This window comes from Pseudomonas sp. GOM7 (genome assembly GCF_026723825.1).
GTDB lineage: Bacteria > Pseudomonadota > Gammaproteobacteria > Pseudomonadales > Pseudomonadaceae > Aquipseudomonas.
This window is the reverse complement of record NZ_CP113519.1, coordinates 3,888,035-3,915,016: the sequence shown is the minus strand read 5'-3', so window position 1 is coordinate 3,915,016 and position 26,982 is coordinate 3,888,035. Positions and strand designations below refer to the sequence as shown.

The window sequence follows — 26,982 nt, the reverse complement described above, 5'->3', positions numbered from 1 at the left end:
TTGAGGTGAGAGGCACATGCAGGAGCAGCGCATCGAAACCGCACGCCTGACATTACGGGCGCCTCAGGCCCTGGACGCCGCCGAGGTGCAGCGCCTGGCAGGTGATTTTCGTATCGCCGACGTCACCGGCAGCATCCCCCATCCCTATCCCCCCGAGCTGGCGCAGCAGTGGATCGAACGCTGTGTGCAGGGCTGGGCCAGCGGAGCGGCGGCCAACTTCGTCATCATCGAGTCCGACAGCGGACAATTGATCGGCAGCATGTCGCTCGAGAACATCGCGCGAGGCGAGGCCGAGGTGGGCTACTGGATCGGCGTGCCGTACTGGAGTCGCGGCTACGCCAGCGAGGCCTGCAATGCCCTGGTGGATTTCGCTTTCCGCCAGTTGCGTCTGCGCCGCCTGCATGCCAGCCACCTGGCGCGCAATCCGCAATCCGGGCGCGTGTTGTTCAAGGCCGGCTTCCGTCACCTGGGCCTGGGCCATAGCGCGAGCGGGGAGCCGATGGAGCTGTACGAACGGGTATCCGGCGAGTAGGCGGCGCTGGCTCAGCGCACCCGATCCCGGCTCTGCACCGCCAGATCCAGCGCCTTCTGCATGTCCAGCCGTGCCGAGCGGCCGACGTCCTTGTCGCTCAACTGGTAGTTGCGTTCCGAGGGCAGGATGGGGGCGGTGAGGTCTTCGGCATCCATCGGCTCGAAGTCGTAGTCGCCGCCGATGGTCATGGCGCTGCGCCGCAGCAGCATGCGCACCTGTTCGGGTTGCAGATCCGGGTTGATCGACAGCATGGCGGCGACGACGCCGGTGACCATCGGTGTGGCGTAGGAGGTGCCGCAGTGTACGTCGCCGCTCTTATCGGCCTTGCGGGTAGAGGCACGGGCGCAGGCCGCGGCGGTAATGTCGACGCGCATGTCGACGTTCGACGAGTTGCGTTTGACCACATAGGCCGGGTCGTCCACGGCGACGTCCGGGCGTTCGCTGCGCTGGTGCCCACCGACCACCAGCAACTGCTCGGTGATGAAGGAGGAGGGCAGGCGGTACTCGTCGCGCCCGGAGAAGGACGAGCCGTTGCCAGCGGAGTTGACCACCAGCACGTCCGGATGCTCCTTGCGCAGCCAGAGGAAGAACTCCTCCAGCAATTCCTCGTAGCCGCTCATGGCGATGCCCGAGCGCACCAGCGAGTCGATCTCGTCGCCCTCGACGTTGCGCGTGCCGACGCGGTGGATACCCCAGCTCCAGTTGAGCACACGCACGCCATCCTCGACCAGGTTGACCGAGGCGGCGATGTTGGCGGTGATACCGGCATCGGAGTTGCGCTCGACTATGACCTCGAAGCCGTTGCTGGCCTTGTCCAGGCCGCGCAGGAATCCGGTGTTGCCGCCCTTGTTCCAGTGCGCGGCGAGAATGCCGGCCACCGTGCTGCCGTGGTTGTCTGGTTGCTCGGCATCGCGGGCGTAGAGACAGGTGCGCGGTTCGCCGTGTGCGCAGGCGCCCAGGTAGTCGGCGAAATCAGGGGCATCGAAATCGACGTTGCGCTCGATCACGCCTACGCGGATCGGCTTGGGTTCTATGGGGGCTGCATCGGCACGGATGCGCCGCTGGTAGTAGTTCACTGCATCGGCAAAACGGTTCGCCGCCCATTCCTCGGAGTTCCTTTCCGGTTGTGGCGTTGGCGCGCGCGCAGCTTCGGCTTCTTCGCCTCGTTCAGGGGCGCTTTCTTCCACGATTACGGCATCGACGCTGGTTTCGTTGCCGATGCGCAGCACCAGGGCATCGCGTTCGGTGAGGTTGTGCACCGGCAGGCGCAACTGGTAGACATTCAGCGGTGGGATGGCGCCGACCACCTTGGCGCCGTATTTCTTTGCCAGGCGGGTGGCCTCTTCCAGACCGTCATGGCTTTCCTCGATCAGCAGGCTGACCAGATCGACGTAGGTGGTCAGGCCGTCCATGTTCTTCGCCACCTCATCGGGGGTGGCGGCCAGTACGTGGCTGCGGTGCAGCGACAGCCATACCGGGTTGCTGGCGCGCGGGCCGTCTTCTAGCCAGAGCGGCGCACTCTGCTGCTCACGGCGATTGAGGCTAATACGCAGCTCGTCGTGGCTGCGTGTGACCGCCGAGGCTGGCAGGGTCTGCTCGCCCAGGTGCAGCCGGGGCAGCTTCTCGCCGAGGCCTCGCACCTGCAGGCACCAGTCCTGGCGTTCCTGCGCGAGCAGGTCGCCGCAGCGTTGCAGGCTGTGGATGCGCAAGGGCTCCTCGGCCTCGGCCAGCGGGCTGAGCAGGGCCATGGAAAAAGCGCAGAGCAGGGCACGGTTGGGCAGCATGGGTAAAGACTCCGTGGCGATTCCTGCTGTTCCGACTGCCTGGGGCGTGCTTCGTTCAGGTCGGGGATAGCTGAAAAGACGCGGCAGGCTGTATCTCGATCGAGCCGAATGCTCGGAAAAAAATTACAGTATTACGTTATCTTTCCCGGTCTACGCGAAGCCTTCCATGTCCTCCAATCGCCTGCTCTCGATCGATGCCCTGCGCGGCTTGGTCATCCTCTTCATGTTGCTCGATCACGTCCGAGAAACCTTCTACATGCATCAGCAGGTGGGCGATCCGATGGACGTGACGGCCACCGACCCGGCGCTGTTCTTCAGCCGTACCCTGGCCCATCTGTGCGCGCCGGTATTCATTCTGCTCACCGGGCTTTCGGCATTTCTCTATGGCGAGAAGCAGATGAGCCGTGCGGCGACCAGCGCCTTTCTGTTCAAGCGTGGCTTGTTCCTCGTGGTGCTGGAATTCACCCTGGTGAATTTCGCCTGGACCTTCCAGTTCCCGCCCACGGTGATCTACCTGCAGGTGATCTGGGCCATCGGTCTGAGCATGCTGGCGCTGTCGTTGCTGCTGTGGTTGCCGCGCACGCTGCTGGCGGCGCTGGGCCTGGTGCTGGTGGCCGGGCACAACCTGCTCGATGGGCTGCACTTCGCGCCGGAGTCGGCCATGCACATCCCCTGGGCGGTGCTGCATGATCGGGGCTGGCTCGAATTCTCCGACTCGCTGCGCCTGCGCACCTCCTACCCGCTGCTGCCCTGGATCGGCGTGATTGCCCTGGGTTACGTGATCGGTCCCTGGTTTCGCTGGTCGAGTGAGTCTGCACAACGTCTGCAAGCCTTGCGCAGGTTCGGCTTTGCCGCGCTGGGCGTGTTCGTGATGCTGCGCCTGGCCAATGTCTATGGCGAGAAGCCCTGGGCGGTCGAGGCCACCTGGCAGCAGACCCTGATGGGGCTGTTCAATGTCACCAAGTATCCGCCGTCGCTGCTGTTCCTGGCGCTGACCCTGGGGATCGGCCTGTTGCTGCTGGCGTACTTCGAGCGGCACAACGCTGGCCGCGTGGTGCGCTCTCTGGCCGTGTTCGGCAGCGCGCCGATGTTCTTCTACCTGCTGCACCTGTACGTGCTCAAGCTGCTCTATATCGCGGCGTTCGCCATCTGGGGGGCGAATCAGGGGCATTATTTCGGCTTCGACTCGGTGGCCTGGGTCTGGGTGACGATGCTGGTGCTGGCGGTGCTGTTGTTCCCGCCCACACAGTGGTTCGCCCGGCTCAAGGCGCGGCGGCGGGACATTCGCTGGTTGAAGTACCTCTGAGGGCGCCTGTCGTAGGGTGCGCTGCGCGCACCGGCTGTTTTCGAGACGGCCAATTGGTGCGCACGGCGCACCCTACGGCTAGGTTCGCTGCTCGACATCGACAGGATGCCGTGCGTTGCAGGAGCCCGCTTGCTGTAATCCGCAGGGAGTGCCTGTTGTAGGGTGCGCTGCGCGCACCGGCTGTTTCGCGGTGGCCAATTGGTGCGCACGGCGCACCCTACGGCTAGGTTCGCTGCTCGGCATCGACAGGATGCCGTACGTTGCAGGAGCCCGCTTGCTGTAATCCGCAGGGAGTGCCTGTTGTAGGGTGCGCTGCGCGCACCGGCTGTTTCGCGGTGGCCAATTGGTGCGCACGGCGCACCCTACGGCTAGGTTCGCTGCTCGACATCGACAGGATGCCGTGCGTTGCAGGAGCCCGCTTGCTGTAATCGCAGGGAGTGCCTGTTGCAGGGTGCGCTGCGCGCACCGGCTGTTTCGCGGTGGCCAATTGGTGCGCACGGCGCACCCTACGGGTCGGTTTTCAGCGTTTCTGCGTTTACAGCTTCATGTTTACCGACAGGTAGGCCGAGCGGCCCGGCGCCGGGGAGAACATCGGCTGGTCGTCGCCACCCCAGAAGAAGTTGTCGAACCACACGTACTCGTAGTCACGGTCGGTCAGATTCTTCAATTGCAGGTCGAGGCTGGTGGTGTCGCTGAGCTGGTAGCGCACGTTGGCATCGAGCACCGCGAAGCCGCCGTACTTGCCCTGCTGGTTCAGTTCGTCGATGTAGTAGTCGCCCTGAGCGCGGGCCTGCAGGCCGAAGCGCCAGGCATCGTTGAACTGGTAGTCGGCGCCGAGGTTGCTGATATAGCGCGGGGTGGAGAACACTTCCTTGCCGGCCAGCGACTGGCCACCTGCGGTGAAGGCGCTGACCACTTTGGCTTCCTGGATGGCGTGCGAGCCCCACAGCGTCCACTGCTCGTCGACCTGCACGGTGAGCTGCATGTCGACGCCGCGGCGACGGGTTTCACCCAGGCCGACAGTGGTGCCGGTACTGGGCATGTTGGCCACTTCATCGGTGGCGTCCTGCTGCCAGACGGCGATACGGGCTTCGGAGTCGGCGAAGGGCTTGAACTTCACGCCCACTTCCTTGCCAGTGTTGATCGAAGGCTTGAATGCCGCCTGGCCGGGCATCAGATAGGCCGGTTTATCAGAGCCGGTGAGGATCTGGAAGGTACGGCCCCAGTTGGCGTAGACGTTGATGTCCGGTGTGATGCTGTACACCACGCTGAGCTTGGGCTGCCTGATCCAGCCGTAATCCTGCAGCTCGGCCTTCGTGCCATTGGCCAGTTCGGTGTTGCCGGAGAAGGTGTCCACACGATACGCCGGGATGATCTTCAACTGCTCGATGGGCTGGATGATCGCCTGGACATAGGCACCCGTGTTGTACAGGGTGTAGTGGTCGTCGTTCTGGGTGCGCGCCGGCGCTGCGTCGAAGTCGGTGGGTATGCTGAAGTTGTAGCGGTAGCGGCGGTACTCGTTGTTCTGCTGTTCGTAGTTGAGGCCACCGTCGAGGGTAAGCATCTCGTGGGCACGCCAGGTCAGGTTGCTGAGCAGGCCGGTCTGGCGTTCCTGCCACTGACGGCGTTGGCGCGGGGCGTTGCCCAGCGGGTAATCGGTGAAGGTCACGGTGCGGTCGTCGTCATAGCTGTTGTAGTACAGCTTGTTGCTCAGGGCGAGTTCGTCACTGAGCTGGAAGTCGGCATGCAGGCTGAGCTGCTTCATGTCGCGGTCGTCGCCGTCATTGGCATTCTTGGCCGGCGACTGGGTGCGGCTGGCGGCCAGTTGCTCGGCGGTGAGAAAGCCGGGTTCCTCGGCCTGGTGGTGGTAGAGGCGGGCGATCAGGCCGAGCTTCATGGTCTGCTCGTCGTCGCTGACGAACCACTTGCCGCCGAGCGAGTACTTGTTCGATTCGCTGTGCTCGCGAAAGCCCTGCGAGTCCTGCTTGGCGAGGAAATAGTTCTGCGCGAAGTTGCCCTCTTCATGGCCGATGGCCAGTTGCACTTCGCGGGTGTCGAAGCTGCCGTAGGTCACGCGGCCGTCGGTGTAATTGCCGCCCTGGCGGGTGACCATGTTGACGTTGCCGCCGATATTGTGCAGGCCGTAACGCGGGTCATTGGTGCCGCGTACCACCTCGATGTAGTCCAGCTCCAGCGGGAAGATCATGTCGATGAAGCGCTGGTTGCCGCTGTTGACGTTGCTCGGAATGCCGTCGATCAGCGTCTTGATGCCATTGATGTAGCCCTCACCATTGAAGGCACGGAAGGTCACCTTGCCGGATTCGGCGCCCATGCGCGTTTCGGTTAGCTGGATGCCGGGCATCTGCCCCAGCAGCTCCCAGCTATTCATCACGTTCTTGTCCTCGATCTTGTCGCTGCCCATGATGTCGACCGAGGTGAGGATGTTGTCGGTACGCAGCGTGCCGCTTTCCTTGGGGGTGACGTAGAGCTCGCCGAGCGAGATGGTGGAGTCGCCTGCAGAGGCAGCGTGGAGGTCGGTCGTGACCAGGGCAGTCAGAACGGCAAGGGAGGCCGAGGTGGCTTTCATGGGGCTTCCTAGTGGTTGTCTTGCTTGAGTGGGCAGAGGTTGTTTCGCGCTGGGAGCGGATTCGTCGTCGAGTCGGCATGCGCGACTCTCTGGCCCGGGCTGTGCTGCACCGGGATAAATCGAATCAATAAAATATGTTATACCATAACGTTTTTCGCGGAAATCCCGACGCGCTCAGAACCTGCAGATTTGGCTCGGCTCGGACAGGCGATGGCGCTACTCGCCGTCATAGAGGTGGAATTGGTTCTTGCCCTGGCGCTTGGCCTGGTACATCGCATGATCGGCCTGGCTCAGCAGCTCCATGGCCGTGCAATCCTGGCCGGCATAGATCACGCCACCGATGCTGGTGGTGCAACTGTGCGAGGTGCCATGGATCGAGTAGGGCGCGGCGATGCGTGTCTTCACCTTCTCCACCACACTGAGCAGCCACTGGTTGTCGCAGATGTACGACTGGTGCAGGTTGACCAGCAGCACGAACTCATCACCGCCCAGGCGCGCTGCGGTGTCGGTCTTGCGCAGGGTGTCCAGCAGGCGTTTGCCGACCTCTTCGAGCAGGGCATCGCCAGCCTCATGACCAAGCGTGTCATTGAGCCGCTTGAAGTTGTCGAGGTCGAGAAACAGTACCGCGAAGCTGGCCTGGTCGCGGCTGTAGCGATCGATGGCTTGCGTCAGCCGCTCGATCAGCAGCCGGCGATTGGCCAGGCCGGTCAGGGTGTCGTAGAAGGCCAGTTGATGAATCTCGGCTTGCGCCGCCTTGGCGCTGGATATGTCCCGGGCGATCTTGGATGCACCGATGATGCGACCGTCCTCGTTGTAGATGGGGGAAATGGTCACGGAAATGTCGATCAGATGGCCGTCACGGTGCAGGCGTTGAGTCTGAAAATGCTCGACTTTCTCACCCCGGGTGATCTTCTCGAGGATCTCGTCTTCCTCGAAGGCACGCTCCTCGGGGATGAGGCGGCGAATCGAGGTGCCGATCATCTCTTCGGCGCTGTAACCGAACATGCGCTCCGCGCCTGCGTTCCAGCTGGCGACGATGCTCTCGGTGCTCTTGCTGATGATGGCGTCGTCGGAAGATTCGACCAGGGCCTTGAAGTGCATCAGGTTCAGCGAGGCCAATTGGCGTTGCGTGCGAGCGATCCAGCCCAGCACGCTGTTGTTGTCCTGCGCCTTGATGGGGGTGAGGAAGTCGCCGTGGCCGAGTCGATTCAGGGTGTTCTGCAGATCCTGCATCGAGCAGCCGAGTAGCCGACGAATCTCTCTGCCGAGTAGCAGGATCAAGGCCAGCAGCGTACCGCACATGACGAACAGGAAGAGCGTGGCGATCGACAGGCGCTGCTGCGCCATATCCACCGAGTTCTGCGTGCGGGTGATGATCATCTGCTGCGCTTCGATGATCGGCCGCAGCACCTTGGCCTTGAGGGTGATGAAGTGCCGATCGGCGAGAGTGGTCAACGCTCTGTCACGGTTGTGAGGCTGACGAGGCTCGCTATCGGCGAGTTGCATGGCGGCTCTTTCGATCTCGACCAACTCGTCGGAGTAGCGCTTGGCTTCGATGAGCTTGCTCAGTTCTCTCTCGGTGAAGCCGGTACGGCGCATCAGTTCGATCAGGGCGATACGCTCACCTAGCTCTTCGTGCGCGCTCTGGGCGTCATTGCCCTCTATGGCCTTCAGCTCCCAGTAGGCCAGGTTGTAATGGGCCGGACGCGGCTGCAGGCCATCGCGGATCGCCACCACACTGTCGAAGTGATCGAGGTAGCGGCGCTCGCCAGTGATCACGTAACTGCGCATCATGCGCGCCAGATCCGCCGAGGACTGGCGCAACTCCTCGGCCAGATTCAGAGAGAGTCGCCGTTGTTCGACCGCCTCCTGATACCTGGCCTGCTCGAGCAGCAGTACGACGAACGCCAGACCCAGCATGAGCACCACAGCCAGCATGGCGTACAGATATCGGGTGAAGCGGTTGGGGTGTATGGGGCTATTCGGCATGGCTTGGCAGTTACTCTGCTCCAGGGGCTGAGTTCCATCTCGAGATCTGCCGACCTCCGAGCCTGTAGCCGCTCGAGGTTGGGGCCGATATCTCACTGGTACGTCCTTTTAGTTATAAGCCAACTTGGTGGGACGCGCCGGGCGATTACCTGATGAAATGGTCGAATTGTGCCGGGGTAAAGCGCCTGCAAGGCTTGACTGCTCATGCCATTGTTCTGTGCCATGGGCAGTGGACAAGGAGAGGGCTAGACGCCGTGCTCGAACGTGAACGACTTCATCGTGATGGTTATACCCTGCTGCGTCAGGCCATCGCCCCCGAGTGGCTCGATGGCCTGCGCGCCGCCTTCGATGCCGGGGTGAAACCGGCGGATCAATGGCCCGTACCGCGCGGTACGGATTACCGCCACTCGCTGCTGGATGATGACCCGAGCGTGCAGGCCGTGTGCCGTTTGCCGCAGGTCTTGGCCGTGGTCGGGGCGTTGATCGGTGAGCGCTTCTTCCTCGCTCAGGTGGAAGGCCGCGAGCCCCTGGCAGGCCGTGGTCACCAGCGCCTGCATCGTGATCTGTCGGCTCAGCGGCCAGGGGATATCGCCAACGCCCTGGCCTATTTCGACGATTACGGCCCCGACAACGGTGCGACCCGCCTGGTGCCCGGCAGTCATCGCCCGTTGCCCGGCGCGCCAGAGGTCGATTTCGATGATGAGTCCGCTGTCATTCAGCTAGCGGGGCGCGCGGGTGACATCCTGCTGTTCGATGTCGACCTGCTGCATGCCGGCAGCCTCAACCCCAGTGGCGCGCGGCGGCGTAGCATCCTGATCAGCTATTTCTCGGCGAACTTGTATGAGTCGCACCTGCAGAGCATGGCCTTGCGAGGGGTACGGATGGACACCCGCGAGCGTTTTACTCCCGAGGACATGACCTGGCCCTGGGACGACCGCTGAACGCCGGGGGCCCGCTTCAACCGTTGGGTACCACCTCATAAGGCGTGTTGCTGATGAACAGGTTGCGCCAGTCCGGGCGCCATTGGGGGATGCTGAGGACGAAGCGCCGTTCACGCTTGTCGAACTCGATCCAGGTCACCCCCAGGGTCTGTTCATCCTCGCTGACCCGCATGTCCACGGATTGCCTGAGGTAGAGCGGGCTGCGAAATACCTGGGTCGGATCCTGGCGGTCGACGATGCGCAGGTACGACAGGCCACCGCCAGGGGCGAGCAGGCCGCGTACCGGCACGCTTTCGATCAGATGGCCACCTTGCGGGCTGACCTGGGAAACCGAGGCCGGCGCGTCGAGCACCTCGTTCAGGCTCCAGCCCAGGAACAATGCAAGTGTCGCGAAAAGGCCGCAGGCTGCGACAAGGATCTTCTTCATGTCAGGGCTTGGCTATGTTGATGGCGGAGGTGCCAGGCGGCAGCGGCTCGCGCAGCAGATCGGAAAACACGCGGAAATCGCCGCCTTTGTTGTACCGGGTTCGGTACTCGGCGAAATGGCTGTTGAGCACCAGCATGTAGCGTTTGCTCTGTTCATCCATGTAGCGCCTCTGGTTTTCCGTGTTCATGCCGAACAACGACTGCTGCATGATGCCTTGGGAAACCGCATCCACACCGGCATTGTGCGCGAAAGCTTGCAGCAGGCTGGGGGCTATGCCATCGAAGTTCCAGAAGCCCAGCGGCTGGCTGAACACCGTGCCATCGTCGTTGAAGTCGTAGTTGTCCTCGGCGTAGAACAGCAGGGTTCGCGGCTGAAACTCGATGCGCTCGGCATACACCCGCACTTCGCCCTCGGCTGCCACCCGCAGGTTGAAGTCAGCCAGCGCTCCGCGCAGGTCGTTGAGGCCTTCGCTGCCCCATTTGGCAAAGGTGATGGGCCGTGAGTTGAAGTAGCCGAAGCGTTCCACCGCGCTGGCCAGGTTGGGGAACACCAGGGGGTAGCAGCCAGGGGCCTTGTCGCCATAGGCTGCGAGCAGATGCTTGCGGATCTGCCCCATGGCGGCGGCGTTGTTCCAGCTTCGGCGTAGCTCGGCGAGCACCGGCTTGACCTTGTCGAAGCTGGCCACCCAGCTCATCTTGACGATGCTTTCCTCGATGTACTGCGCCGGGGGCCACTCGGCGTGTTCCTTGACCCGTGTCGACATGCCGCCATTTTCCGTCGGCCAGGGTTGCCCCTGAAACCAGTGGCGCATCAGCGCGGCGGAAACCGGCCAGTCGATGGCCTCCATGGCGTCTGGAATGTCGGTGATCTTGAATAGCCTGGCCTGAACCGGCGTGCCTTGCGTCTGGCTCGCTGGGCTCAGGTTCGATTGTGCAACGACTGGCTCGGCGCTCGACATGTCCTGACCTCAACCGATGAAGATTTCGCTTTGTGGCTCGAACTCGACGGATACGGCTTCGGCCGCATAGGCCGCTGCGCGTTTGGTCTTGCCCTGCTCATCGGTAACGCCTTCGATGACTTTGCCGGAAGCCGTCTTCAGCTTGTAAGGGCGGCCAGCCAAGGGCTGGCCGGTATCGCTGTCGCTGAGCACGAAATGCTCGTCGAACTGACTGGGGATCGGCGCCGGAGCCGTGAAGGGGGCCGTGCTCACTGATGAGCCGACCAGAATGTCGCCCGAGCCGGTCACGATGCTGCCGCCATGGCTGGTGGGGCTGCCGAGGAAGGCGACCGGTTTGCCGTTGACCAGAATGCTGCCTTCACCCTGAGTGATCGCGCCGCCACAGCTACTGCTGTCGCCGACGCGGGCAGCGGGCAGGTTGTTGAACAGCACATCGGCAGAACCCACCGCTATGGGGTTGGAACCGTGACCGGGCAGAGGGCAGGCGTGGGTATCGGATAAGCGGGCGGCAGGCTTGGCCATACGAGTTCCCTTCGTAGTCGTGGGGGTGAGTCATGAAGACCCTAGCAGGGCTCAAGAGTTCTCGCGACCACGCATCGCCCGTAATTCGACTCGTTTAACACTTTGCGCAACTGCCACCACAGGGCCGGCGCGCCATGGCAGCAGCGTGTCCGTGGGCTCAGTCTCAGGCCGCCAGCAGCGCCTTGCCCAACGCCTCGTTGAAGGCTTGTATGTCGCCAGGGTTGCGCGAGGTAATCAGCGTCCAGTTCTGACCCTGGCAGACCTGCACCTGGGTATCGACCCACTCCGCCCCGGCGTTGACCAGGTCGGTGCGCACGCTGGAATAGGAGGTCAGCACCTTGCCGGGCACCACGCCGGCGTCGATAAGCAGCCAGGGGCCATGGCAGATCGCCGCGACCGGCTTGCCTGCTTCGCGGAACGCCTGCACCAGGCTCTGGGCATCGCCGTCCTGGCGCAGGGTATCGGCATTCACCGTGCCGCCGGGAATCACCAGCAGGTCATAGTCTGGCGCAGCGAGGCCGGCGATGTGCGTATCCGACTGTACGCTGACGTCCTTCTCCTTGTCCTGCAGCCAGGTCTCGGCCTGGCCGCCCTTGATGCTGGCATGGGTGACAGTGGCACCCTGATCCTTCAACGCTTGCATGGGCTTGAGCAGCTCGTCGCGCTCGATGCCCGTATTGGCGGTGATGAACAGCACCTTCTTGCCTTGCAGATTCGTACTCATCCGGAAAACCTCCGCTGATGCGCCACAGGGCGCGGTGAGTGATCGCCTTCGCGAACGTGGTATGCATCAGGGTTGAGAGGCGGGGAGCGCAGAAGTTCGGATCGATCGACCGACGTGGCTTGTCCAGAGGGTATCGCTTCGCAATGGGGAGGGCGTTGATCGGCAAAGGTTGCCCTTCTGCCAATCGATTAGTCATTGCTGTAAGCCAAGGCATGGTGGCAGCGCACATCAGCCCTCATCGGCACTTTGTTCGCCTGCCATGCATCGGATGAAGGCGTTGTAGGTGTCTATCACCGCCTCAGCCGATAGCTTGTCGATCGTGAGGAAAGGCACTCCCGGCGTTGACTCACTGTCTGTTGAGAGTTTTGGCTTGGTGGTGATGACTTTGATCGACTTCTCGACATCGAATGATTCGTCGTTGATGGTTTTCGTGACGCCGTCTTGCAGTTTCATGATCAACTCCGTGGCGTCGGAGTTGATATTGGCCAATATGCTGTCTGCCGTTTTTGCATTGTTTCGCATATTGAGGTGGTTCTGAATTTCAGCGACTAGCCTGGCGCCTTTGTCCTGGTCAATAGAGGCTTTCATCTGCAAGGCGTCGGATATCGATAAGGTCGCGGAATGCTCGGTCAGGTCGAAACTTGCCATGCCCTGCAAGAACGAATTGCCGTTGTCTGAAAGATCCAGGAGCTTCTCCAGGTTAGGTCTGGCACACGCAAGGCGGCCATTCGCCTCGCGAGTCACGCGATCCTGAGTCTTGAAGTTGCCATAGGTGGAAAACCCCAGCGCGGAAAGGCCGATGGCTCCGGCTGATTTGTACAGCTCGGAGCTGCTGCCCACTGCCGCCCCTATCGCGCCTATCGCGGCACTGGCCAGCATGAGGCCGTCACTGGCCGCCTGACTCTTGGCAGCCCCCGTGCTGTAGGACTCGTATTCGAGTTGCAGGCGGTCAAGCAGGCAGATGGAGCTTGCCCGGTCATCGTTGCAAGAGGCGGCTGCAATATGCCTTGGGGCCGACATATTGGCGCAGCCGCTGACGAAGACCGCAATCAGGAGCAGGTAAAGGGGGCGCTGAAGCGTCATGCTTGTTCGTCCGTGAAGGAGATGGAGTCTTCAGCGTAGAAGGCTATCGGGTCATGTCAATATGATGTCATGGATTGGTTTGAGTCCATGCCGTAACTGCCAGGCACATGCAAGGCATGTAGGTGCTTGCCCGTTTACCAGAGGTCGGTATCGTGCCCTCTGTAGATAAGCTTCATTCCGGCAATTGCACCACCTTGCCTTTGCTCCCGAACAGATTCCAGCTCGTCACGAACAGTGCTGCGACCAAAGGCCCGATCACGAAACCGTTGATGCCGAGCAGGGCCAGGCCGCCCAGGGTGGAGATGAGGATCAGGTAGTCCGGCAGGCGGGTGTCCTTGCCGACCAGAATGGGGCGCAGGATGTTGTCCACCAGGCCGATCACCAGCACGCCGAAGGCGGTGAGGACGATGCCTGGCCAGAGGCTGCCGCTGAGCATCAGGTAGATCGCCACTGGGGCCCAGACGATGCCGGCGCCGGCCGCTGGCAGCAGCGACAGGAAAGCCATCAGCACGCCCCAGAGCAGAGGGCTGTAGATACCCAGCACCCAGAAGATCAGGCCGCCCAGGGTGCCCTGTACCGCCGCCACCACCACGTTGCCCTTGACCGTGGCGCGCACCACGCGGGTGAACTTGATCTGCAGGCGGCGCTTGGTGGTCTCGCCCAGCGGAATGGCGGCGCGGATGTCATGAACCAGCCTGCGACCATCGCGCAGCAGGAAGAACAGCAAGTACAGCATCACGCCGAAGCTGATGAGGAATTCAAAGGTGCCCTGACCGATAGCGAACACCTTGGTGGCCAGGTATTGGCTGGCGGTCATGGCGCCCTGGGAGATCTTCTCGCGCAGGCCATTGAGGTCGGAAACACCGAAACGGTCGAGCTGCTCCTGCATCGAGGGGGGCAACGTCTGCACGGTTTGGGTGACGTAGGTGCCGATATCCAGCTCACCCGACTCCAGTTTTTCATACAGGGTCGTGCCTTCGGCTACCACCGCCGAGGTAATGAAGATCACCGGCAGGATCGCCACCAGCAGGCAGGTGGTCAGGGTCAGCAGGGCGGCCAGGTTGTCCTTGCCGCCCAGGCGTTGCACCAGGCGCTGTTGCAGCGGCGCGAACACCACGGCCAGCACCATGGCCCAGAACACGGCACCGTAGAAGGGCAGCAGGATCCAGAAGAAGGCGATCGTCACCAGGACGAGCAGGAGGACGAAGGCTTTGCGTTCGAGGGGCATGGGCGGTTCGGGGCGATGGTTCATGCCCCTTAGTCCCCCCGATGGGCGGCAAAGTGCAGAAAAGTTGCCGGTGCCCGCTCACAGCCGGCGAATGGAGCGGCACAGCGTGACGATCAGCGTCTGCATCAGCGCCAGGGCGATGAGGAAGGTGGCCACGTAGGCCCAATGGCCCAGTTCGGCATGAATCAGTACCACCGAGCCGATGCCTGCACCGGCACCGATATTGCCGGCCAGGGTGATGAGCGAGTTGGCCTGGGCCGCGTGATCCTTGCCGGCGATCTCTTCGGACATGGTGATGAGCAGGGCATAGCCGGGTAACTGAAAGGCGCCCAACAGCGTGGCATAGAGCAATACGGTAGACGATGTGCTGGCCTGGTAGAGCAGGCAGATGCTCAGCATCACCGCCACGCCACAGGCGGCCAGCACGATGAACTTGCCGCCCAGGCGTTCGGCCAGTGGTGCGACGAACAGCGAGCCGACCACGCCGCCCGTGATCATCAGTGCGCCGGCTGCCGACAGGGTTTCGAGGGCGAAGCCGTGTTCTCTGAGCATGGGCTCCAGGCATAGGGCCAGGGCATTGAACAGGCCGCAGCCGATGACGGTGGTGATCAGCACAGGCACCATGGCCGGCGCCCGCAGCAGTGGCAGCAAGCCGCCCTCGATGCCTGACGGAGTGAGGTCATGGCCCGGCCTGTGGGTGCAGAGCCACAGCAGCACTGCTGGTATCAGGCCCACCAGGCCGGTAAGCGCCAGTGCCTGTGGGATGCCATAGGCTTCGACCAGCAAGGGCGGCAGGCCGAGGCCCAGGGCCAGACCGAGGAACAACCCGGCCGTGCTGATGCCGATGGCGGTGCCGCGCTCGGCGTCGTCGAACCACTCGATGGACATTTTCGCCACGCCATTGAGCAGCATCGGTTGCGACAGGCCGATGAGCACCTGCCCGGCCATCAGGCTGAAGAAGCTGCTGTCGAACCTGAAACCCAGTGACAGCGCCAGCAGGCCACACCCCCAGGCTGCGCCTCGGCGGAAGCCGATCCTGTCGATCAGCCGGCCACAGGGTATGGAGAACAGGATGCACAGCAGCGGTATGACCAGAATGCTCAGGCTGCTGGCCAGCTCGCCCAGGCCATAGTGCTGTTGGATCTGGGCCTGCTGGGGGATGAGAAAGCTGACCTGTGCCTGATTGCTGCACAGCACCAGGGCGAACAGGGCAGCGACTGCCCAGCGCCGCTGGCTCATGGGGCGGACGGTGGTTGGCGCGAGGCTGTCGGTCGGGTTTTGGCTGGGGTAACCCATTTCTTGTATGAACCTCGCGGGTGAGTCAGGAGAGAAACATGAGCGATGCTTATGTTTATCCTGGCGCGGGGTAAATGGGAAGAGGGCATGCGAAATTTGTAGGTTGCCAAGTGCTGGCTGACATCCGCCTGGGTGAGATCGACTGCGGCTGAAAATGGCGGGTGGTGGACTGCTGGCAGCCTTGCGTTGCAGGGCTGGCCCGTTCGTGCAAGGGCGCTGCCGTCTTGTCGCTCCTAGCTCCGCTCTGGCGAGCGGTAGGCACTGGGTGTAACGCCCACCTCGCGACGAAAGACCTGCGAGAAGTGACTGGGGCTTGAGTAGCCTACCTCCAGGCCAATATCGATAACGCTGTGGTCGGTTTCCAGCAGCAATTTACGTGCATGTGCCATGCGCAGGCGGATGAAGTAATGCGATGGCGACAGCCCGGTGGCGCGCTTGAACAGCCGGCTGAAGTGGTATTCGCTCAGTTGCGCGGCCTGCGCGAGGGCGGCCAGGGAAAAGTCTTGTGCTAGGCGCTCGGTCATCAGTTCGATCACGCGCCTCAGTTTGTAAGTCGGCAGGGCGTTGCGGAACCTGCCCATACTCGGCGGGGCTCGATAGTTGCGTACGAGGTGAATCGCCAAGGCCTGGGCCAGGCTGTGCACGAGGAGTTGGCTGGTGGGGCGGCTGTCGAGGAGTTCCGAACGAAGTCGTTCGAGCAGCAGCCGTACCCATTCGTCACGGCCACCAGAGACATCGACGAAGCTCACCATCGCGGCGTGCGGTAATGCTAGGTCGCGGGCTGCATTGTCGATCAGGGCGGGGGCGAGATAAAGGTGCATCACCTCGAAGCTGTCGCCATTGGTGGCCTGCCAGCGCATTTCATAGGGCTGCGTGGTGCTGGTCAGAAAAAAATCGCCGACGCACACCTCGGCCTGCTTCCATGCACCTCCTGGTTCACGCTCTTCGACGATGGCCGAGCCTGCCAGCACCATCACCAGCAGCGGCTCGGCCACAGCCGGCACCAGGATCGGCTCGGCGATGCTGCGGTGGATGAAGAGGTGCAACACCACGTCCTGCGTGTCGGGCGACTGTGGCGAGACAGGATTGTCGCCGGGCATGTATCGCCACATGGCTTCGGCCGGAATCCGCAAGGCGTTGGACGAGTCGGCAGGTTTGGATTGCTTCATCAGTAACGTCTCCATCGATGCCAGGTGCCAGGGGGCAGGGGGCAGGGTTAGAGGTTAGCGCGTGGGCGCTGGGCTGCCATCCCTCCATGCTTCAGCAGATCGAGCGCAAGATCGCGACAGCCAGCGCAAGACGGCGAAAGCCTGGCATGGTCAAGCGAGGGAAGATGAAACCGTATTCGAGCGCACCTGCATTTGTCGCTCGCTTCGCCCTGATAGATTAGATAAGGAGCCGACATGTCTGACATCAAGCACACCATCACGCAGGATTTTGAAGGCCAGGTTGCCCTGGTCACTGGTGCCGCCAGCGGCATCGGCAAGGCCATCGCGCTGTTGTTGCATGCTCGCGGTGCCAGGGTCATCGCGGAGGACATCGACTCCGCCGTGAAAACGCTGGCCCAGCCGGGGTTGGTACCCTTGGTCGCGGACATCACCGAGGACGGCGCCGCTGAGCGCGCGGTAGCGCTTGCGGTCGAGCAGTTCGGCCGGCTCGACATCCTGGTGAACAACGCGGGCATCATCATCAACAAAGCGGTGGTGGACATGAGCCGGCAGGACTGGGAGCGCATTCAGGCTGTCAACGCCACTGCTGCCTTCCTGCATTGCCGTGAGGCGATGAAGGCGATGATGCCGAACAAGGTGGGCTCCATCGTCAATATCGCCTCCTATGCGTCTTATTTCGCCTTTCCCACCATTGCTGCCTACGCAGCTTCCAAGGGGGCGCTGGCCCAGCTCACGCGCACCCTGGCGCTGGAGGCCATCGAGCATGGCATCCGGGTGAACGCCGTCGGTTCGGGCGATGTGGTGACCAACATACTCAACGATGTTGTGGAGGATGGCCCTGCCTTTCTGGCACAGCATGGCGAGGCAGCACCGATCGGCCGTGCGGCTCAACCGCAGGAGATCGCCGAGGTGGTCGCCTTTCTGGCATCCGAGCGGGCGAGCTTCATGGTCGGGGCGGTGGTCATGGCCGATGGTGGCATGACAGTGACGGCTGGCTGACATGCGATTCAGGCTGCACTCGCGCCAACGTGAGTCTGGTGCCGGTGCATCGCTCCAGCAAAGCAGCTCCAGCGTGACGAACAGTTTTCGAGGTCGGTGCGGCTCTTGACAGCTCTGGGATACTGGATGGCACGAGGATCATCAATCGAGGAGGTTTGGCCATGCGTGACGAGGAACTCAAGACGCTGTTCGATCAGCAGGCGGCGGGTTACGACCAGCAGTGGGCGGGCATGGCGCCGATCCGCCAGACGCTGTATCTGCTGCTCGATGCGCTGTTCACCGAACTGCCGGCCGATGCGCGGATTCTCTGCGTCGGGGTGGGCACGGGGGCGGAGATCGGCTACCTGGCCGAGCGCTTTCCCGCTTGGCGCTTCACGGCGCTCGACCCCTCGGGGGCGATGCTCGAGCAGTGTCGGCAACGAGCGCAGCGCGGCGGTTTTCTGCAGCGTTGCGACTTCCATGAGGGTTACCTCGATTCGCTGGCGGCGCAATCCGCTTATGACGGCGCCACCTGTTTCCTGGTCTCGCAGTTTTTCCTCGATACCTCGGCCCGCACCGACTTCTTTCGGCAGATCGCGCAGCGCCTCAAACCCGGCGCATTACTGGCCAACGCGGATCTGACTTGCGATACCCGAACGCCCGCCTACGAGGTGTTGCTGCACCAGTGGATGACCCTGATGTCTGCCGCCGGCGTACAGCCTGAAATGCTCGAACGGGCGCGAGCCGCCTATGCCCGGGATGTGGCCGTGCTGCCGGCGCAGCAGGTGGCCGGTATCATCGAGGCGGCGGGGTTCAGCGCGCCAGTGCAGTTCTTCCAGGCCGGGCTGATGGGGGGCTGGGGCTGCCGGCGTTTGGCCGAGGGCTGAACGCCGCGGCCATTCACTCCGTTCGGCTGCCGTGCTCGCGGTCGCGCGGGTAGTGTCGGTCGAGGGGGAAGGGCGGCAACCAGGCTTCGCGGCGGATGGTCCAGAGTTCGTAGGTGGGGGTGAACTGGTTCGGTTCGTCCAGCGAGCCAAGGTTCAGCTCGATTTCATCCGCCGTGCGCGAGAACACCGACGAGCCGCAACGCGGGCAGAAATGACGGCCGCCGTACTGGCCGGTTTCGCCTTCTATCGTCACCGCATCCTGCGCAAATATCGCCGAGGCATGGAAGAGGGCGCCGTGATACTTGCGGCAGTCCAGGCAGTGGCACAGGCCGACCCGGTAAGGCTGGCCGCTGGCTGTGAAACGTACCTGGCCGCAGAGGCAGCCGCCGGTGATGTGTGGCATAGGATGTACTCCATTTCTGGCGTGTTGGCTGCGACCCTAGCAAAGCCCTGAGAAGGCGGTATGTCGGTTTGCCTGTGACGCTGTGAAGGATGTCGCAATGTGCCTGGCTGACGCAGCCATCGCCTTCGTAGCCCAGGTGAGGGCATGGGCTATCATGCCGCTACTTGTCATGAGCATGGAGATTTCGTGATGGGACTGTACTTGGGGATTGCCGGACTCATCGTCTTTCTGCTGGTGGTGATGTGGGCCGCGCGCAAAAAGCATACAGGCACGTACCACTCGAGCGACGCTGGCAGTCCGACCCTGGACAGCGGGGGCAGCTTCTTCGGTAGCGACTGTGGCGGCGGTGACAGTGGTGGCTGCGGCGGTGACTGAGTACTGCCGTTCTGCTCCCTCTGGCAATCCTTTGCCCTGTATCATCGACGGTAGAGTGTCGCGGCTTTCTCAGCATTGACTGCAGGCATGCCGTATTCGTACCTGGGGTCGTGCCGCTGGCAGGCCCAACCTTTTGCGAGTGATGACAGCATGATCGAGGTAACCGAAGTTTCCATTGCCGAGCTGCGTGCCGCGCTGGAGTCCGGCCGCACTACGGCGGTCGAGTTGGTCAAGGCCTATCTGGCACGCATCGAGGCCTACGACGGGCCGAATACGGCGACCCGGCTCAATGCGGTGGTGGTACACAACCCCGACGCGCTCAAGGAGGCCGAGGCCTCCGATGCACGCCGTGCTCGTGGTGAAACCCTCGGCCCGCTCGACGGCATTCCCTACACCGCCAAGGACAGTTACCTGGTCAAGGGGCTGACGGCTGCTTCCGGCAGCCCGGCGTTCAAGGATCTGGTGGCGCAGCGCGACGCCTTCACCATCGAGCGCCTGCGTGCGGCCGGTGCCATCTGCCTGGGCAAGACCAATATGCCGCCGATGGCCAATGGCGGTATGCAGCGCGGCGTCTACGGCCGTGCCGAGAGCCCGTACAACGCCAACTACCTGACCGCTCCCTTCGCCTCTGGCTCGTCCAATGGCGCCGGCACAGCGACCGCCGCCAGCTTCTCCGCCTTCGGCCTGGCCGAGGAAACCTGGTCGAGCGGGCGTGGCCCCGCCTCGAACAATGGCTTATGCGCCTACACGCCGTCGCGCGGGGTCATCTCGGTGCGTGGTAACTGGCCGCTGACGCCGACCATGGATGTGGTGGTGCCTTACGCGCGCAGCATGACCGATCTGCTCGAAGTGCTGGATGTGGTGGTGGCCGATGATCCGGACACCCGTGGCGATCTCTGGCGCCTGCAGCCTTGGGTGCCGATCCCGAAAGCCTCCGAAGTGCGCCCGGCCTCCTACCTCGATCTGGCCGCCAGCGCCGATGCGCTGAAAGGCAAACGCCTGGGCGTGCCGCGCATGTACATCAACAAGGACGAGCTGGCCGGTACCAGCGAAAATCCCGGCATCGGCGGGCCGACCGGGCAACGCATCCACACCCGCGCCTCGGTCATCGATCTCTGGGAACAGGCTCGTGCTGCCCTGGAACAGGCCGGTGCCACGGTGATCGAGGTGGACTTCCCGTTGGTCTCCAACTGCGAAGGCGACCGCCCCGGTGCGCCGACGCTGTACAACCGAGGCCTGGTGCCGCGCCAGTTTCTGCACGACGAGCTGTGGGAGCTGTCGGGTTGGGCCTTCGACGACTTCCTGCGCGCCAATGGCGACCCCAAGCTCAATCGCCTGGCCGACGTCGATGGCCCGCAGATCTTCCCCCACGACCCCGGCACCCTGCCCAACCGCGAGGATGACCTGGCCGTTGGCATGGACGAATACGTGCGCATGGCTCAGCGCGGCATCACTCCCTGGAACGAGATCCCCAGCGTGCCGGACGGCCTGCGTGCCCTGGAGATGACCCGCAAGCTGGATCTGGAAGACTGGATGGACGCGCTCGAGCTCGATGCGGTGATCTTCCCCGCCGTGGCCGATGTCGGCCCGGCCGATGCGGACGTCAATCCGCAATCGGCCGACATCGCCTGGAGCAACGGCATCTGGGTCGCCAACGGCAACCTCACCATTCGCCATCAGGGCGTGCCCACCGTCACCGTGCCCATGGGCGTGATGGCCGATATCGGCATGCCGGTGGGCCTGACCTTCGCCGGTCGCGCCTACGATGACTCGTCGTTGTTGCGACTGGCGGCTGCCTACGAGTCGACCGGCAGCAAACGCCTGATTCCACCGCGCACACCGCCATTGGCCTGAACCGCAGCGGCCGGGGAGGGCTACCTTCTTCCTCGGCCAGGCTCAGCCACGGCCCCGATTCTCCCGCCATGCACATGGCGCTCACGAGCAAGGAGTTTGCCGCCATGGCATCCCCCGACAAGCAGAAGAAACGCGCCCAGCGGGCCAAGACCAAGGCCAGGCAGAACCGTATGGGCAAGACCAGGGCCAAGGGCGGTCTCCTTCATCCGGTGCTGGCCGATCCGCTGATCGACGAGCCGTTCGATGATATCGAGTTCGACTTGAGCACCTTCGATTTCCAGGACATCGAGGAGAACGGCTTCGACCCGGCGCTGTTCGACGAGCTGTTCGTGCGCATGCAGTACGCCGAGCGCACCAGCCTGCTGGCGCTGTGCCTGGTATTTTTGCAATACCCGGTGCTGGAGCTGGTGGTGGCCGAAGAGTCGCAAGACTCGGCCACCGATTTCATCATGGCGTTGCTGATTGCCTATCGTGCCTTCTTCCATGATGAAGACGAGGACGCCGCCATCGCCTGGATCAGCAGCGAAGCCTTCCAGAGTGCCTACAACGAGGCCTCGCTGCTTCTGCAGCAGCGCAGCACGCGCGGCGCATAGGCGCGCGTGGCCTCCCCATGTCCTCTTCGTCGCGACATATCCCCTGACATTTCCTCCTCCTGGTGTCTGCCGCTTAAAGGTTGCTGAAAGGTTGGCCTTTTAGCCTCCGGGCGTGCTTTTCGCGTGCCGACAAGAAAAAGAGGAGAAAGCGGTTTGTTGACCCTGATTGGTCTGTTGACCATTTGCTGCCTGGTTGTGCTGTTGCTCGTTGGGCGCATGTCGCCCGTTCTGCCATTGATCGTGGTGCCGCTGCTGGGTGCGTTGGCTGCGGGCTTCGGCCCCGAGGCGATTTCCGGTTTCTTCACCGATGGCATCGGTCGCGTCACCGCCATTGCCACCATGTTCGTGTTCGCCATCACCTTTTTCGGCGTGCTGCAGGACACCGGGCTGTTCCGCCCGTTGATCGGCGGTATGGTGCGCCTGACCCGCGGCAACGTCATCGCGGTGACCGTGGCCACGGCGGTGATCGGCATGCTGGCCCACCTCGATGGCGCCGGTGCCACCACCTTCCTGCTGACCGTTCCCGCTCTGCTGCCGCTGTACAAGCAACTGCGCATGAGCCCCTATCTGATGCTCCTGCTCCTGGCTCTGGGCGCCGGCATCTTCAACATGCTGCCCTGGGCCGGGCCGTTGGGCCGTGCATCGGCGGTGACCGGCATCGAGGTCACCGAACTGTGGCGCCCCCTGATCACCATTCAGGCCATCGGTGTGGTGCTGCTGATTGCCCTGGCCGCACTGCTGGGCTGGCGCGAGCAACGTCGCATCGTCGCCGGTAAGACGGGTGACGAAGGCGTACTGGTGGAAACCAGCAGCGACCTGCACGAGCCGAGCGCCGAGGAGCGTGAGCTGGAACGCCCGCGCCTGCTTTGGGCCAACGCCGCGTTGTTCCTGGCGGTACTGGTGTCGCTGTTCTCCGGTGTGCTGCCGGCCGGCTACATCTTCATGATTGGCCTGTGCCTGGCGCTGCTGATCAACTATCCGGGTGGCAAGGCGCAGATGCAGCGTATCTCGGCGCATGCACCGGCTGCACTGAGCATGGGCATGATCATCCTGGCGGCGGGTTCGATGCTCGGCATCTTCACCGGCAGCGGCATGCTCACGTCCATCGCCCAGGATCTGGCGCAGGTGTTGCCGGCGCCGCTGGTAGGGCAGATGCATATCGTGCTCGGCCTGTTCGGCCTGCCCATGGAGCTGATGCTCAGCACCGACGCCTACTACTTCGGCCTGTTGCCAGTGACCCTGGAAGTGGTCAGTGCCCAGGGCGTGGAGCCGGCCAGCGTGGTCTACGCGCTGACCATCGGCAATATCATCGGCACCTTCATCAGCCCCTTCTCGCCGGCGCTGTGGTTGGCCCTGGGCCTGGCCGGGCTGGATCTGGGCCGCCATATCCGCTACTCGCTGTGGTGGATGTGGGGCTTCTCGCTGGTGCTGTTCGGCGCGGCCTGGGGGCTGGGCATGTTCTAGGGCCTGTTGAGGTTTCGCTCGCGGTTCGCGCCGAAACCTGGGCCCCAGGGGCTGGCGCCCCTCAGTCGTACAAGAAAGGGGCGCCATGCGCAGCATGGCCTTTGCTGCTGCAGCGGCAGGTTTCTAGCTGATCTCCACCTGATAGCGGAAATTCTCTGCGGCGGCGCGTGACAGGCGGTACTCCAGCGGGGTGCGATCGTAGCCCAGGGCGATGCGTTCGATGACCACGATGGGGCTGCCTTCGTCGACGTCGAGCGTGGCCGCCAGCGAGGCATCGGCAGAGGAGACGGTGAGGGTTTCCTGTGCCGAGGCGATGCGTTGGCCGCAGTGCTCCTCGTAGAAGGGGTAGAGCAACTGGGGAAAGTCGTTCGGTGCGATCTCCTGCAGGGCGCCGAAACGTGAGGCTGGCAGCCAGATACGCTCATGGAACAGCGGACGACCTTCCACCAGGCGCAGACGCTGCAGGTGAATACAGGCTTCGCCCTCGGCCAACCGCAGTGCCTGGCGCGCGGCCTCTTCAGCGGGGACACGCTGACAGTCGAGAATGTGGCTCAGCGGCACCTGGGTGAGGCCACTGGCGCTGACCTGACGAAAGAAACGGAACAGCGAACCGTCGAAATTCGGCCGCCGCACGAAGGTGCCGCGCCCCTGAGCACGCACCAGCAACCCTTCGGCCACCAGGGTCTCCACGGCCTTGCGCACCGTGCCCACCGCCACGCCGTACTGGCGGGTCAGTTCCGCTTCGGTGGGGATGGCCTCGCCCGGTAGCCACTGGCCAGCGGCAATTTTCGCCAGCATCTCGTCCCGTAGCCGCTGGTACAGCGGCAGACGTTCATCCTGTCCCAGGGGTGTAACGCTCATAGATCACGCATCCGAATCTCGACCGGCCGTCACTTTACCACTGGGTGTCGCGTTGACAGCAGTGGAACTCTCTCGATAGAGTCATATATTCATATATATGACTGAATGTCTGTATAAAAAGCAGTCGCCTCGACGCGCGGCTCGAACAATGAACGACAGAGGTAGTTTCGTGACGCCCATGCCTACTGCCAGCTTCACCGGCATCGACACCCATGCCCACATCTTTCGCCAGGATCTGCCGATGGTGCCCGGCCGTCGCTACAGCCCTGCGTATGACGCCACGGTGGAGCAGTACCTGGCTCATCTGGATGGCTGTGGCCTGTCCCATGGCGTGCTGATCCAGCCGAGCTTTCTCGGCACCGACAACCATTACATGGTCGAAGCGCTGCAACGTTTCCCCGAGCGCCTGCGTGGCGTGGCGGTGGTCGATGCGCAGGTGAGCGATGCCGAGCTGGACGCCCTGGCCGCCGCTGGCGTGGTAGGCGTGCGCCTGAACCTGATCGGCAAGGCCCTGGAGGATTACACCAGCGCGGCCTGGAACGAGCTGTTCCGCCGCCTGGCCCGGCGTGGCTGGCAGGTGGAGATCCAGCGCGGTTTCGATGATCTGCCGTCGATCGTGCCGGTGATTCTCGAATCCGGCGTCACCCTGGTGATCGATCATTTCGGTCTGCCGCAGCCCAGCCTGCGTCTGGATGATCCACGGCACGAGGCCTTCTTCGCTCTGTTCGGCCAGGCGCCGCTGTGGATCAAGCTGTCTGCCGCCTACCGCAGCCAATCCGACCTGGCCCGCGCCCAGGCCATCACCGCGCATTTGCGCGCGGCCTGTGGCGGGGTGGGGCGCTTTCTTTGGGGCAGCGATTGGCCCAACACCCAGTTCGAGTCGCAGACCCGCTACGATCAGCAGTTCGCGCTGCTCGAGGCTCTGCTGCCCAACCCCGAGGAGCGCCGTCGCGTTCTGGTGGATAACCCTGCAACCCTGTTCGGCTTCGCGTAAGCGAGGCCGGCGCTCACATCAGAACAACAAAAGGAGTCAAACCATCATGATGAGCTTGCTCGTCGTCAGCGCGATCGTTCTTGCCGTCGCCTTGGGTTACACCACCAAGATCAACATCGGCCTGTTCGCCATTGCCTTCGCCTACCTGCTGGGCTGTTTCGGCATGGGCCTGAGCCCAGGCGACATCATCAGCATGTGGCCGCTGAAGATCTTCTTCGTGATCTTCTCGGTCTGCCTGTTCTACAGCTTCGCCACCGTCAACGGCACCCTGGAGAAGCTCGCCGGCCACCTGTTGTACCGCTGCCGTGGCGTGCCGCACCTGCTGCCTTACGCCATCTTCGTGACCGGTAGCGTGATCGCCGGCATGGGCGCCGGTTACTACACCGTGCTGGCCTTCATGGCACCGCTGACCCTGCTGCTGTGCCAGCGCACCGGCATGAGCCTGATTCTCGGCGGCATGGCGGTGAACTACGGCGCCCTGGCCGGGGCGAACTTCGTGTCCAGCCAGAGCGGCATCATCTTCCGCGGCCTGATGACCAGCGCCGGCATGCCGGAGAGCGAAGCCTTCGTCAATGCCCTGGCGATCTTCGCCAGCACGGCGATCATCCCGGTGCTGGTGATCAGCGCTTTCGTCTTCCTCGGTGGCCATGGCCGCAACCTGAAGAACGCGGTGATCAACGCCGACCTGCCCGAGCCCTTCAACCGCGAGCAGAAACTGACCCTGCTGCTGACCGTGCTGATGATGCTGCTGGTACTGGCTGCGCCGCTGGCGCTGCTGGCCTTCCCGGACAATGCCACGGTCAAGTTCATCAACAGCAAGGTGGACATCGGCCTGATCGCCAGCCTGTTCTCGGTGATCGCGCTGTTGCTGAAACTGGGCGACGAGCGCAAGGCCATCGCCTCGGTGCCCTGGTCGACGCTGATCATGATCTGCGGTGTCGGCATGCTGATTACCGTCGCGATCAAGGCCGGCACCATCGCTGCCCTGGCGTCGTGGATCAGCGGCAACATTCCGCCCGTGATGATTCCGGTAGCCTTCGGTGTGGTGGCGGCGCTGATGTCGATCTTCGCCAGCACCCTGGGTGTGGTGACCCCGGCACTGTTCCCGATGGTGCTGCCGCTGGCGGCCTCGATGTCGATCGACCCGATGATCATCTTCATCGCCATCGTGGTCGGCGCTCAGGCCACCTCGATCTCGCCGTTCTCCTCCGGTGGCAGCCTGCTGCTGGGCTCCTGCACCGAAGAGAAGGCGCGCGCCACGCTGTTCTCGCAACTGCTGCTGCGCGCCGCACCCATCGGCTTCGTCGCCGCCATGCTGTTCAACCTGGCGCTGACCTTCCTGTTCTGATGCAAGCCTGCCGCGTTGGTGTGCCGCTCGTGCGGCGCACCAACGCGGTGGCACCTCCTCCCTACTGCAATCGATAATGCGCCAGGTCACTCTGGCTCAGCAGGCGAATGCGCCCCTCCGGGACCTGCTCGATGGCTTCGGCCAGGCTGGTGTTCACCCCCATTTCGCGGAAGTAGCTGGCCGGGCTGACGAAGGCGCGTGGGCCGGCCGTCTGGGCCAGTGCCGAGTCACCATTGGCGAAGGGCGGGCGGCGCAGCGCCACGGCACCCTTGACCATGCGTTTCTTGCCCGCTGCCAGCAGGTAGATGCAACTGCCCTGGCACAGCCCGTCGGACGGCACCAGCACCTCGAAGCCGGTTTCGCGCAGCAGGCGCCCCATGCGCATGGCTTCCGGCGCGCTGCCGCCGATGCTGTCGAGCAAGACGATCTTGCGCGTGAAGTGGCCTGGGTGGGCGCGCAGTCCTTTGAGCAGGGCTTCGTAATCGCCGGGCACTATCTCTTCGGAAATCTTCGCTGCCAACAGCCCATCGTGGGCTTCAACGGTCACCTTGGCCTGGGCGTGCAGTGAGGTAAGGAGGGCGGTGCCGATCAGGGTGAGGCGCAGAAACTGGGCAATCATCGAATGGGTCATGACGGTGGCTGGGGAGGCAGAAGATACCTGCGCGCGCACCGTCATGCA

25 protein-coding genes are annotated in these 26,982 nt (G+C 63.2%); 11 read left to right on the top strand and 14 right to left on the bottom strand.

Features of this window, described 5'->3' with window-relative positions; translation table 11 throughout:
• Nucleotides 1-16 precede the first annotated feature (16 nt).
• Complete coding sequence (locus OU800_RS17240; protein ID WP_268178557.1) at nucleotides 17-532, top strand: GNAT family N-acetyltransferase; 516 nt, start codon at nucleotides 17-19, stop codon at nucleotides 530-532.
• A gap of 11 nt (nucleotides 533-543) precedes the next feature.
• Here OU800_RS17240 and OU800_RS17235 read toward each other — a convergent pair whose 3' ends face one another.
• Entirely contained in the window at nucleotides 544-2,316 is a 1,773-nt protein-coding gene (locus OU800_RS17235; protein WP_268178556.1) for a S8/S53 family peptidase, read from the bottom strand.
• 166 nt (nucleotides 2,317-2,482) lie between these two features.
• On the opposite strand from OU800_RS17235, the gene OU800_RS17230 reads away from it, so the two are divergent.
• Nucleotides 2,483-3,622: a DUF1624 domain-containing protein gene (locus OU800_RS17230; protein WP_268178555.1), complete on the top strand. Its 1,140-nt coding sequence runs from the start codon at nucleotides 2,483-2,485 to the stop codon at nucleotides 3,620-3,622.
• A 535-nt stretch (nucleotides 3,623-4,157) separates the two neighbouring features.
• Here the strand turns inward: OU800_RS17230 and OU800_RS17225 are convergent.
• Both OU800_RS17225 and OU800_RS17220 read right to left on the bottom strand, forming a co-directional pair.
• Nucleotides 4,158-6,209, bottom strand: coding sequence for a TonB-dependent receptor (locus OU800_RS17225; protein WP_268178554.1), 2,052 nt, complete (start codon nucleotides 6,207-6,209; stop codon nucleotides 4,158-4,160).
• 216 nt (nucleotides 6,210-6,425) lie between these two features.
• Complete coding sequence (locus tag OU800_RS17220) at nucleotides 6,426-8,198, bottom strand: diguanylate cyclase domain-containing protein (RefSeq protein ID WP_268178553.1); 1,773 nt, start codon at nucleotides 8,196-8,198, stop codon at nucleotides 6,426-6,428.
• A gap of 254 nt (nucleotides 8,199-8,452) precedes the next feature.
• Here OU800_RS17220 and OU800_RS17215 point away from each other — a divergent pair, with 254 nt between their 5' ends.
• Nucleotides 8,453-9,139 (top strand): phytanoyl-CoA dioxygenase family protein, encoded by a 687-nt coding sequence (locus OU800_RS17215; RefSeq protein WP_268178552.1) that lies wholly within the window; start codon nucleotides 8,453-8,455, stop codon nucleotides 9,137-9,139.
• A 16-nt stretch (nucleotides 9,140-9,155) separates the two neighbouring features.
• On the opposite strand, the gene OU800_RS17210 is transcribed toward OU800_RS17215, so the two are convergent.
• From OU800_RS17210 to OU800_RS17175, 8 genes are all read right to left on the bottom strand, one after another.
• On the bottom strand, nucleotides 9,156-9,566 hold the full coding sequence (locus OU800_RS17210) for a hypothetical protein (protein WP_268178551.1): 411 nt from the start codon (nucleotides 9,564-9,566) through the stop codon (nucleotides 9,156-9,158).
• 1 nt (nucleotide 9,567) lies between these two features.
• On the bottom strand, nucleotides 9,568-10,524 hold the full coding sequence (locus tag OU800_RS17205) for a DUF6402 family protein (protein ID WP_268178550.1): 957 nt from the start codon (nucleotides 10,522-10,524) through the stop codon (nucleotides 9,568-9,570).
• A gap of 9 nt (nucleotides 10,525-10,533) precedes the next feature.
• Nucleotides 10,534-11,046, bottom strand: coding sequence for a PAAR domain-containing protein (locus OU800_RS17200; RefSeq protein WP_268178549.1), 513 nt, complete (start codon nucleotides 11,044-11,046; stop codon nucleotides 10,534-10,536).
• Nucleotides 11,047-11,209: 163 nt separating this feature from the next.
• On the bottom strand, nucleotides 11,210-11,770 hold the full coding sequence (locus OU800_RS17195; RefSeq protein WP_268178548.1) for a type 1 glutamine amidotransferase domain-containing protein: 561 nt from the start codon (nucleotides 11,768-11,770) through the stop codon (nucleotides 11,210-11,212).
• 228 nt (nucleotides 11,771-11,998) lie between these two features.
• The gene (locus tag OU800_RS17190) at nucleotides 11,999-12,853 is read right to left on the bottom strand and encodes a hypothetical protein (protein WP_268178547.1); all 855 of its coding nucleotides are present in this window, start codon (nucleotides 12,851-12,853) and stop codon (nucleotides 11,999-12,001) included.
• Between the two features lie 172 nt (nucleotides 12,854-13,025).
• Nucleotides 13,026-14,081: an AI-2E family transporter gene (locus OU800_RS17185; RefSeq protein ID WP_268178546.1), complete on the bottom strand. Its 1,056-nt coding sequence runs from the start codon at nucleotides 14,079-14,081 to the stop codon at nucleotides 13,026-13,028.
• A 78-nt stretch (nucleotides 14,082-14,159) separates the two neighbouring features.
• Nucleotides 14,160-15,377 carry an MFS transporter gene (locus OU800_RS17180; RefSeq protein ID WP_268178545.1) on the bottom strand — a complete coding sequence of 406 codons (1,218 nt, stop codon included), beginning with the start codon at nucleotides 15,375-15,377 and terminating at the stop codon, nucleotides 14,160-14,162.
• Nucleotides 15,378-15,610: 233 nt separating this feature from the next.
• Complete coding sequence (locus OU800_RS17175) at nucleotides 15,611-16,561, bottom strand: helix-turn-helix domain-containing protein (RefSeq protein WP_268178544.1); 951 nt, start codon at nucleotides 16,559-16,561, stop codon at nucleotides 15,611-15,613.
• A gap of 219 nt (nucleotides 16,562-16,780) precedes the next feature.
• Between OU800_RS17175 and OU800_RS17170 the strand changes: the two genes are divergently transcribed.
• Together OU800_RS17170 and OU800_RS17165 are read left to right on the top strand one after the other, a co-directional pair.
• Nucleotides 16,781-17,545, top strand: a complete 765-nt coding sequence (locus tag OU800_RS17170; protein ID WP_268178543.1) for an SDR family NAD(P)-dependent oxidoreductase — start codon at nucleotides 16,781-16,783, stop codon at nucleotides 17,543-17,545.
• Between the two features lie 161 nt (nucleotides 17,546-17,706).
• Nucleotides 17,707-18,411, top strand: coding sequence for a class I SAM-dependent methyltransferase (locus OU800_RS17165; protein WP_268178542.1), 705 nt, complete (start codon nucleotides 17,707-17,709; stop codon nucleotides 18,409-18,411).
• 13 nt (nucleotides 18,412-18,424) lie between these two features.
• Here the strand turns inward: OU800_RS17165 and OU800_RS17160 are convergent, their stop codons facing one another.
• Nucleotides 18,425-18,814 (bottom strand): GFA family protein, encoded by a 390-nt coding sequence (locus OU800_RS17160; protein ID WP_268178541.1) that lies wholly within the window; start codon nucleotides 18,812-18,814, stop codon nucleotides 18,425-18,427.
• Nucleotides 18,815-18,958: 144 nt separating this feature from the next.
• On the opposite strand from OU800_RS17160, the gene OU800_RS17155 reads away from it, so the two are divergent.
• From OU800_RS17155 to OU800_RS17140, 4 genes are all read left to right on the top strand, one after another.
• Nucleotides 18,959-19,189, top strand: coding sequence for a hypothetical protein (locus OU800_RS17155; protein ID WP_268178540.1), 231 nt, complete (start codon nucleotides 18,959-18,961; stop codon nucleotides 19,187-19,189).
• 150 nt (nucleotides 19,190-19,339) lie between these two features.
• Nucleotides 19,340-21,043: an amidase gene (locus OU800_RS17150; protein WP_268178539.1), complete on the top strand. Its 1,704-nt coding sequence runs from the start codon at nucleotides 19,340-19,342 to the stop codon at nucleotides 21,041-21,043.
• A 104-nt stretch (nucleotides 21,044-21,147) separates the two neighbouring features.
• Complete coding sequence (locus OU800_RS17145; protein WP_268178538.1) at nucleotides 21,148-21,636, top strand: hypothetical protein; 489 nt, start codon at nucleotides 21,148-21,150, stop codon at nucleotides 21,634-21,636.
• Nucleotides 21,637-21,789: 153 nt separating this feature from the next.
• Entirely contained in the window at nucleotides 21,790-23,100 is a 1,311-nt protein-coding gene (locus tag OU800_RS17140; protein ID WP_268178537.1) for a CitMHS family transporter, read from the top strand.
• Nucleotides 23,101-23,223: 123 nt separating this feature from the next.
• Here OU800_RS17140 and OU800_RS17135 read toward each other — a convergent pair whose 3' ends face one another.
• Nucleotides 23,224-23,961 (bottom strand): GntR family transcriptional regulator, encoded by a 738-nt coding sequence (locus OU800_RS17135; protein WP_268178536.1) that lies wholly within the window; start codon nucleotides 23,959-23,961, stop codon nucleotides 23,224-23,226.
• A 169-nt stretch (nucleotides 23,962-24,130) separates the two neighbouring features.
• Here OU800_RS17135 and OU800_RS17130 point away from each other — a divergent pair, with 169 nt between their 5' ends.
• Nucleotides 24,131-24,955, top strand: coding sequence for an amidohydrolase family protein (locus OU800_RS17130; protein ID WP_442964712.1), 825 nt, complete (start codon nucleotides 24,131-24,133; stop codon nucleotides 24,953-24,955).
• Nucleotides 24,956-25,001: 46 nt separating this feature from the next.
• Entirely contained in the window at nucleotides 25,002-26,303 is a 1,302-nt protein-coding gene (locus tag OU800_RS17125; RefSeq protein ID WP_268178534.1) for an SLC13 family permease, read from the top strand.
• A 61-nt stretch (nucleotides 26,304-26,364) separates the two neighbouring features.
• Here OU800_RS17125 and OU800_RS17120 read toward each other — a convergent pair whose 3' ends face one another.
• Nucleotides 26,365-26,922, bottom strand: coding sequence for a hypothetical protein (locus tag OU800_RS17120; RefSeq protein WP_268178533.1), 558 nt, complete (start codon nucleotides 26,920-26,922; stop codon nucleotides 26,365-26,367).
• Nucleotides 26,923-26,982: the final 60 nt, after the last annotated feature.

What these genes read in the sequence shown, in the direction of transcription:
- OU800_RS17240 (WP_268178557.1), top strand. Translation starts at nt 17, where the DNA reads ATGCAGGAGCAGCGCATCGAAACCGCACGCCTGACATTACGGGCGCCT.
- OU800_RS17235 (WP_268178556.1), bottom strand. Translation starts at nt 2,316, where the DNA reads ATGCTGCCCAACCGTGCCCTGCTCTGCGCTTTTTCCATGGCCCTGCTC.
- OU800_RS17230 (WP_268178555.1), top strand. Translation starts at nt 2,483, where the DNA reads ATGTCCTCCAATCGCCTGCTCTCGATCGATGCCCTGCGCGGCTTGGTC.
- OU800_RS17225 (WP_268178554.1), bottom strand. Translation starts at nt 6,209, where the DNA reads ATGAAAGCCACCTCGGCCTCCCTTGCCGTTCTGACTGCCCTGGTCACG.
- OU800_RS17220 (WP_268178553.1), bottom strand. Translation starts at nt 8,198, where the DNA reads ATGCCGAATAGCCCCATACACCCCAACCGCTTCACCCGATATCTGTAC.
- OU800_RS17210 (WP_268178551.1), bottom strand. Translation starts at nt 9,566, where the DNA reads ATGAAGAAGATCCTTGTCGCAGCCTGCGGCCTTTTCGCGACACTTGCA.
- OU800_RS17205 (WP_268178550.1), bottom strand. Translation starts at nt 10,524, where the DNA reads ATGTCGAGCGCCGAGCCAGTCGTTGCACAATCGAACCTGAGCCCAGCG.
- OU800_RS17200 (WP_268178549.1), bottom strand. Translation starts at nt 11,046, where the DNA reads ATGGCCAAGCCTGCCGCCCGCTTATCCGATACCCACGCCTGCCCTCTG.
- OU800_RS17195 (WP_268178548.1), bottom strand. Translation starts at nt 11,770, where the DNA reads ATGAGTACGAATCTGCAAGGCAAGAAGGTGCTGTTCATCACCGCCAAT.
- OU800_RS17190 (WP_268178547.1), bottom strand. Translation starts at nt 12,853, where the DNA reads ATGACGCTTCAGCGCCCCCTTTACCTGCTCCTGATTGCGGTCTTCGTC.
- OU800_RS17185 (WP_268178546.1), bottom strand. Translation starts at nt 14,081, where the DNA reads ATGCCCCTCGAACGCAAAGCCTTCGTCCTCCTGCTCGTCCTGGTGACG.
- OU800_RS17180 (WP_268178545.1), bottom strand. Translation starts at nt 15,377, where the DNA reads ATGGGTTACCCCAGCCAAAACCCGACCGACAGCCTCGCGCCAACCACC.
- OU800_RS17175 (WP_268178544.1), bottom strand. Translation starts at nt 16,561, where the DNA reads ATGGAGACGTTACTGATGAAGCAATCCAAACCTGCCGACTCGTCCAAC.
- OU800_RS17170 (WP_268178543.1), top strand. Translation starts at nt 16,781, where the DNA reads ATGTCTGACATCAAGCACACCATCACGCAGGATTTTGAAGGCCAGGTT.
- OU800_RS17165 (WP_268178542.1), top strand. Translation starts at nt 17,707, where the DNA reads ATGCGTGACGAGGAACTCAAGACGCTGTTCGATCAGCAGGCGGCGGGT.
- OU800_RS17160 (WP_268178541.1), bottom strand. Translation starts at nt 18,814, where the DNA reads ATGCCACACATCACCGGCGGCTGCCTCTGCGGCCAGGTACGTTTCACA.
- OU800_RS17155 (WP_268178540.1), top strand. Translation starts at nt 18,959, where the DNA reads ATGGGCTATCATGCCGCTACTTGTCATGAGCATGGAGATTTCGTGATG.
- OU800_RS17150 (WP_268178539.1), top strand. Translation starts at nt 19,340, where the DNA reads ATGATCGAGGTAACCGAAGTTTCCATTGCCGAGCTGCGTGCCGCGCTG.
- OU800_RS17145 (WP_268178538.1), top strand. Translation starts at nt 21,148, where the DNA reads ATGGCATCCCCCGACAAGCAGAAGAAACGCGCCCAGCGGGCCAAGACC.
- OU800_RS17135 (WP_268178536.1), bottom strand. Translation starts at nt 23,961, where the DNA reads ATGAGCGTTACACCCCTGGGACAGGATGAACGTCTGCCGCTGTACCAG.
- OU800_RS17125 (WP_268178534.1), top strand. Translation starts at nt 25,002, where the DNA reads ATGATGAGCTTGCTCGTCGTCAGCGCGATCGTTCTTGCCGTCGCCTTG.
- OU800_RS17120 (WP_268178533.1), bottom strand. Translation starts at nt 26,922, where the DNA reads ATGATTGCCCAGTTTCTGCGCCTCACCCTGATCGGCACCGCCCTCCTT.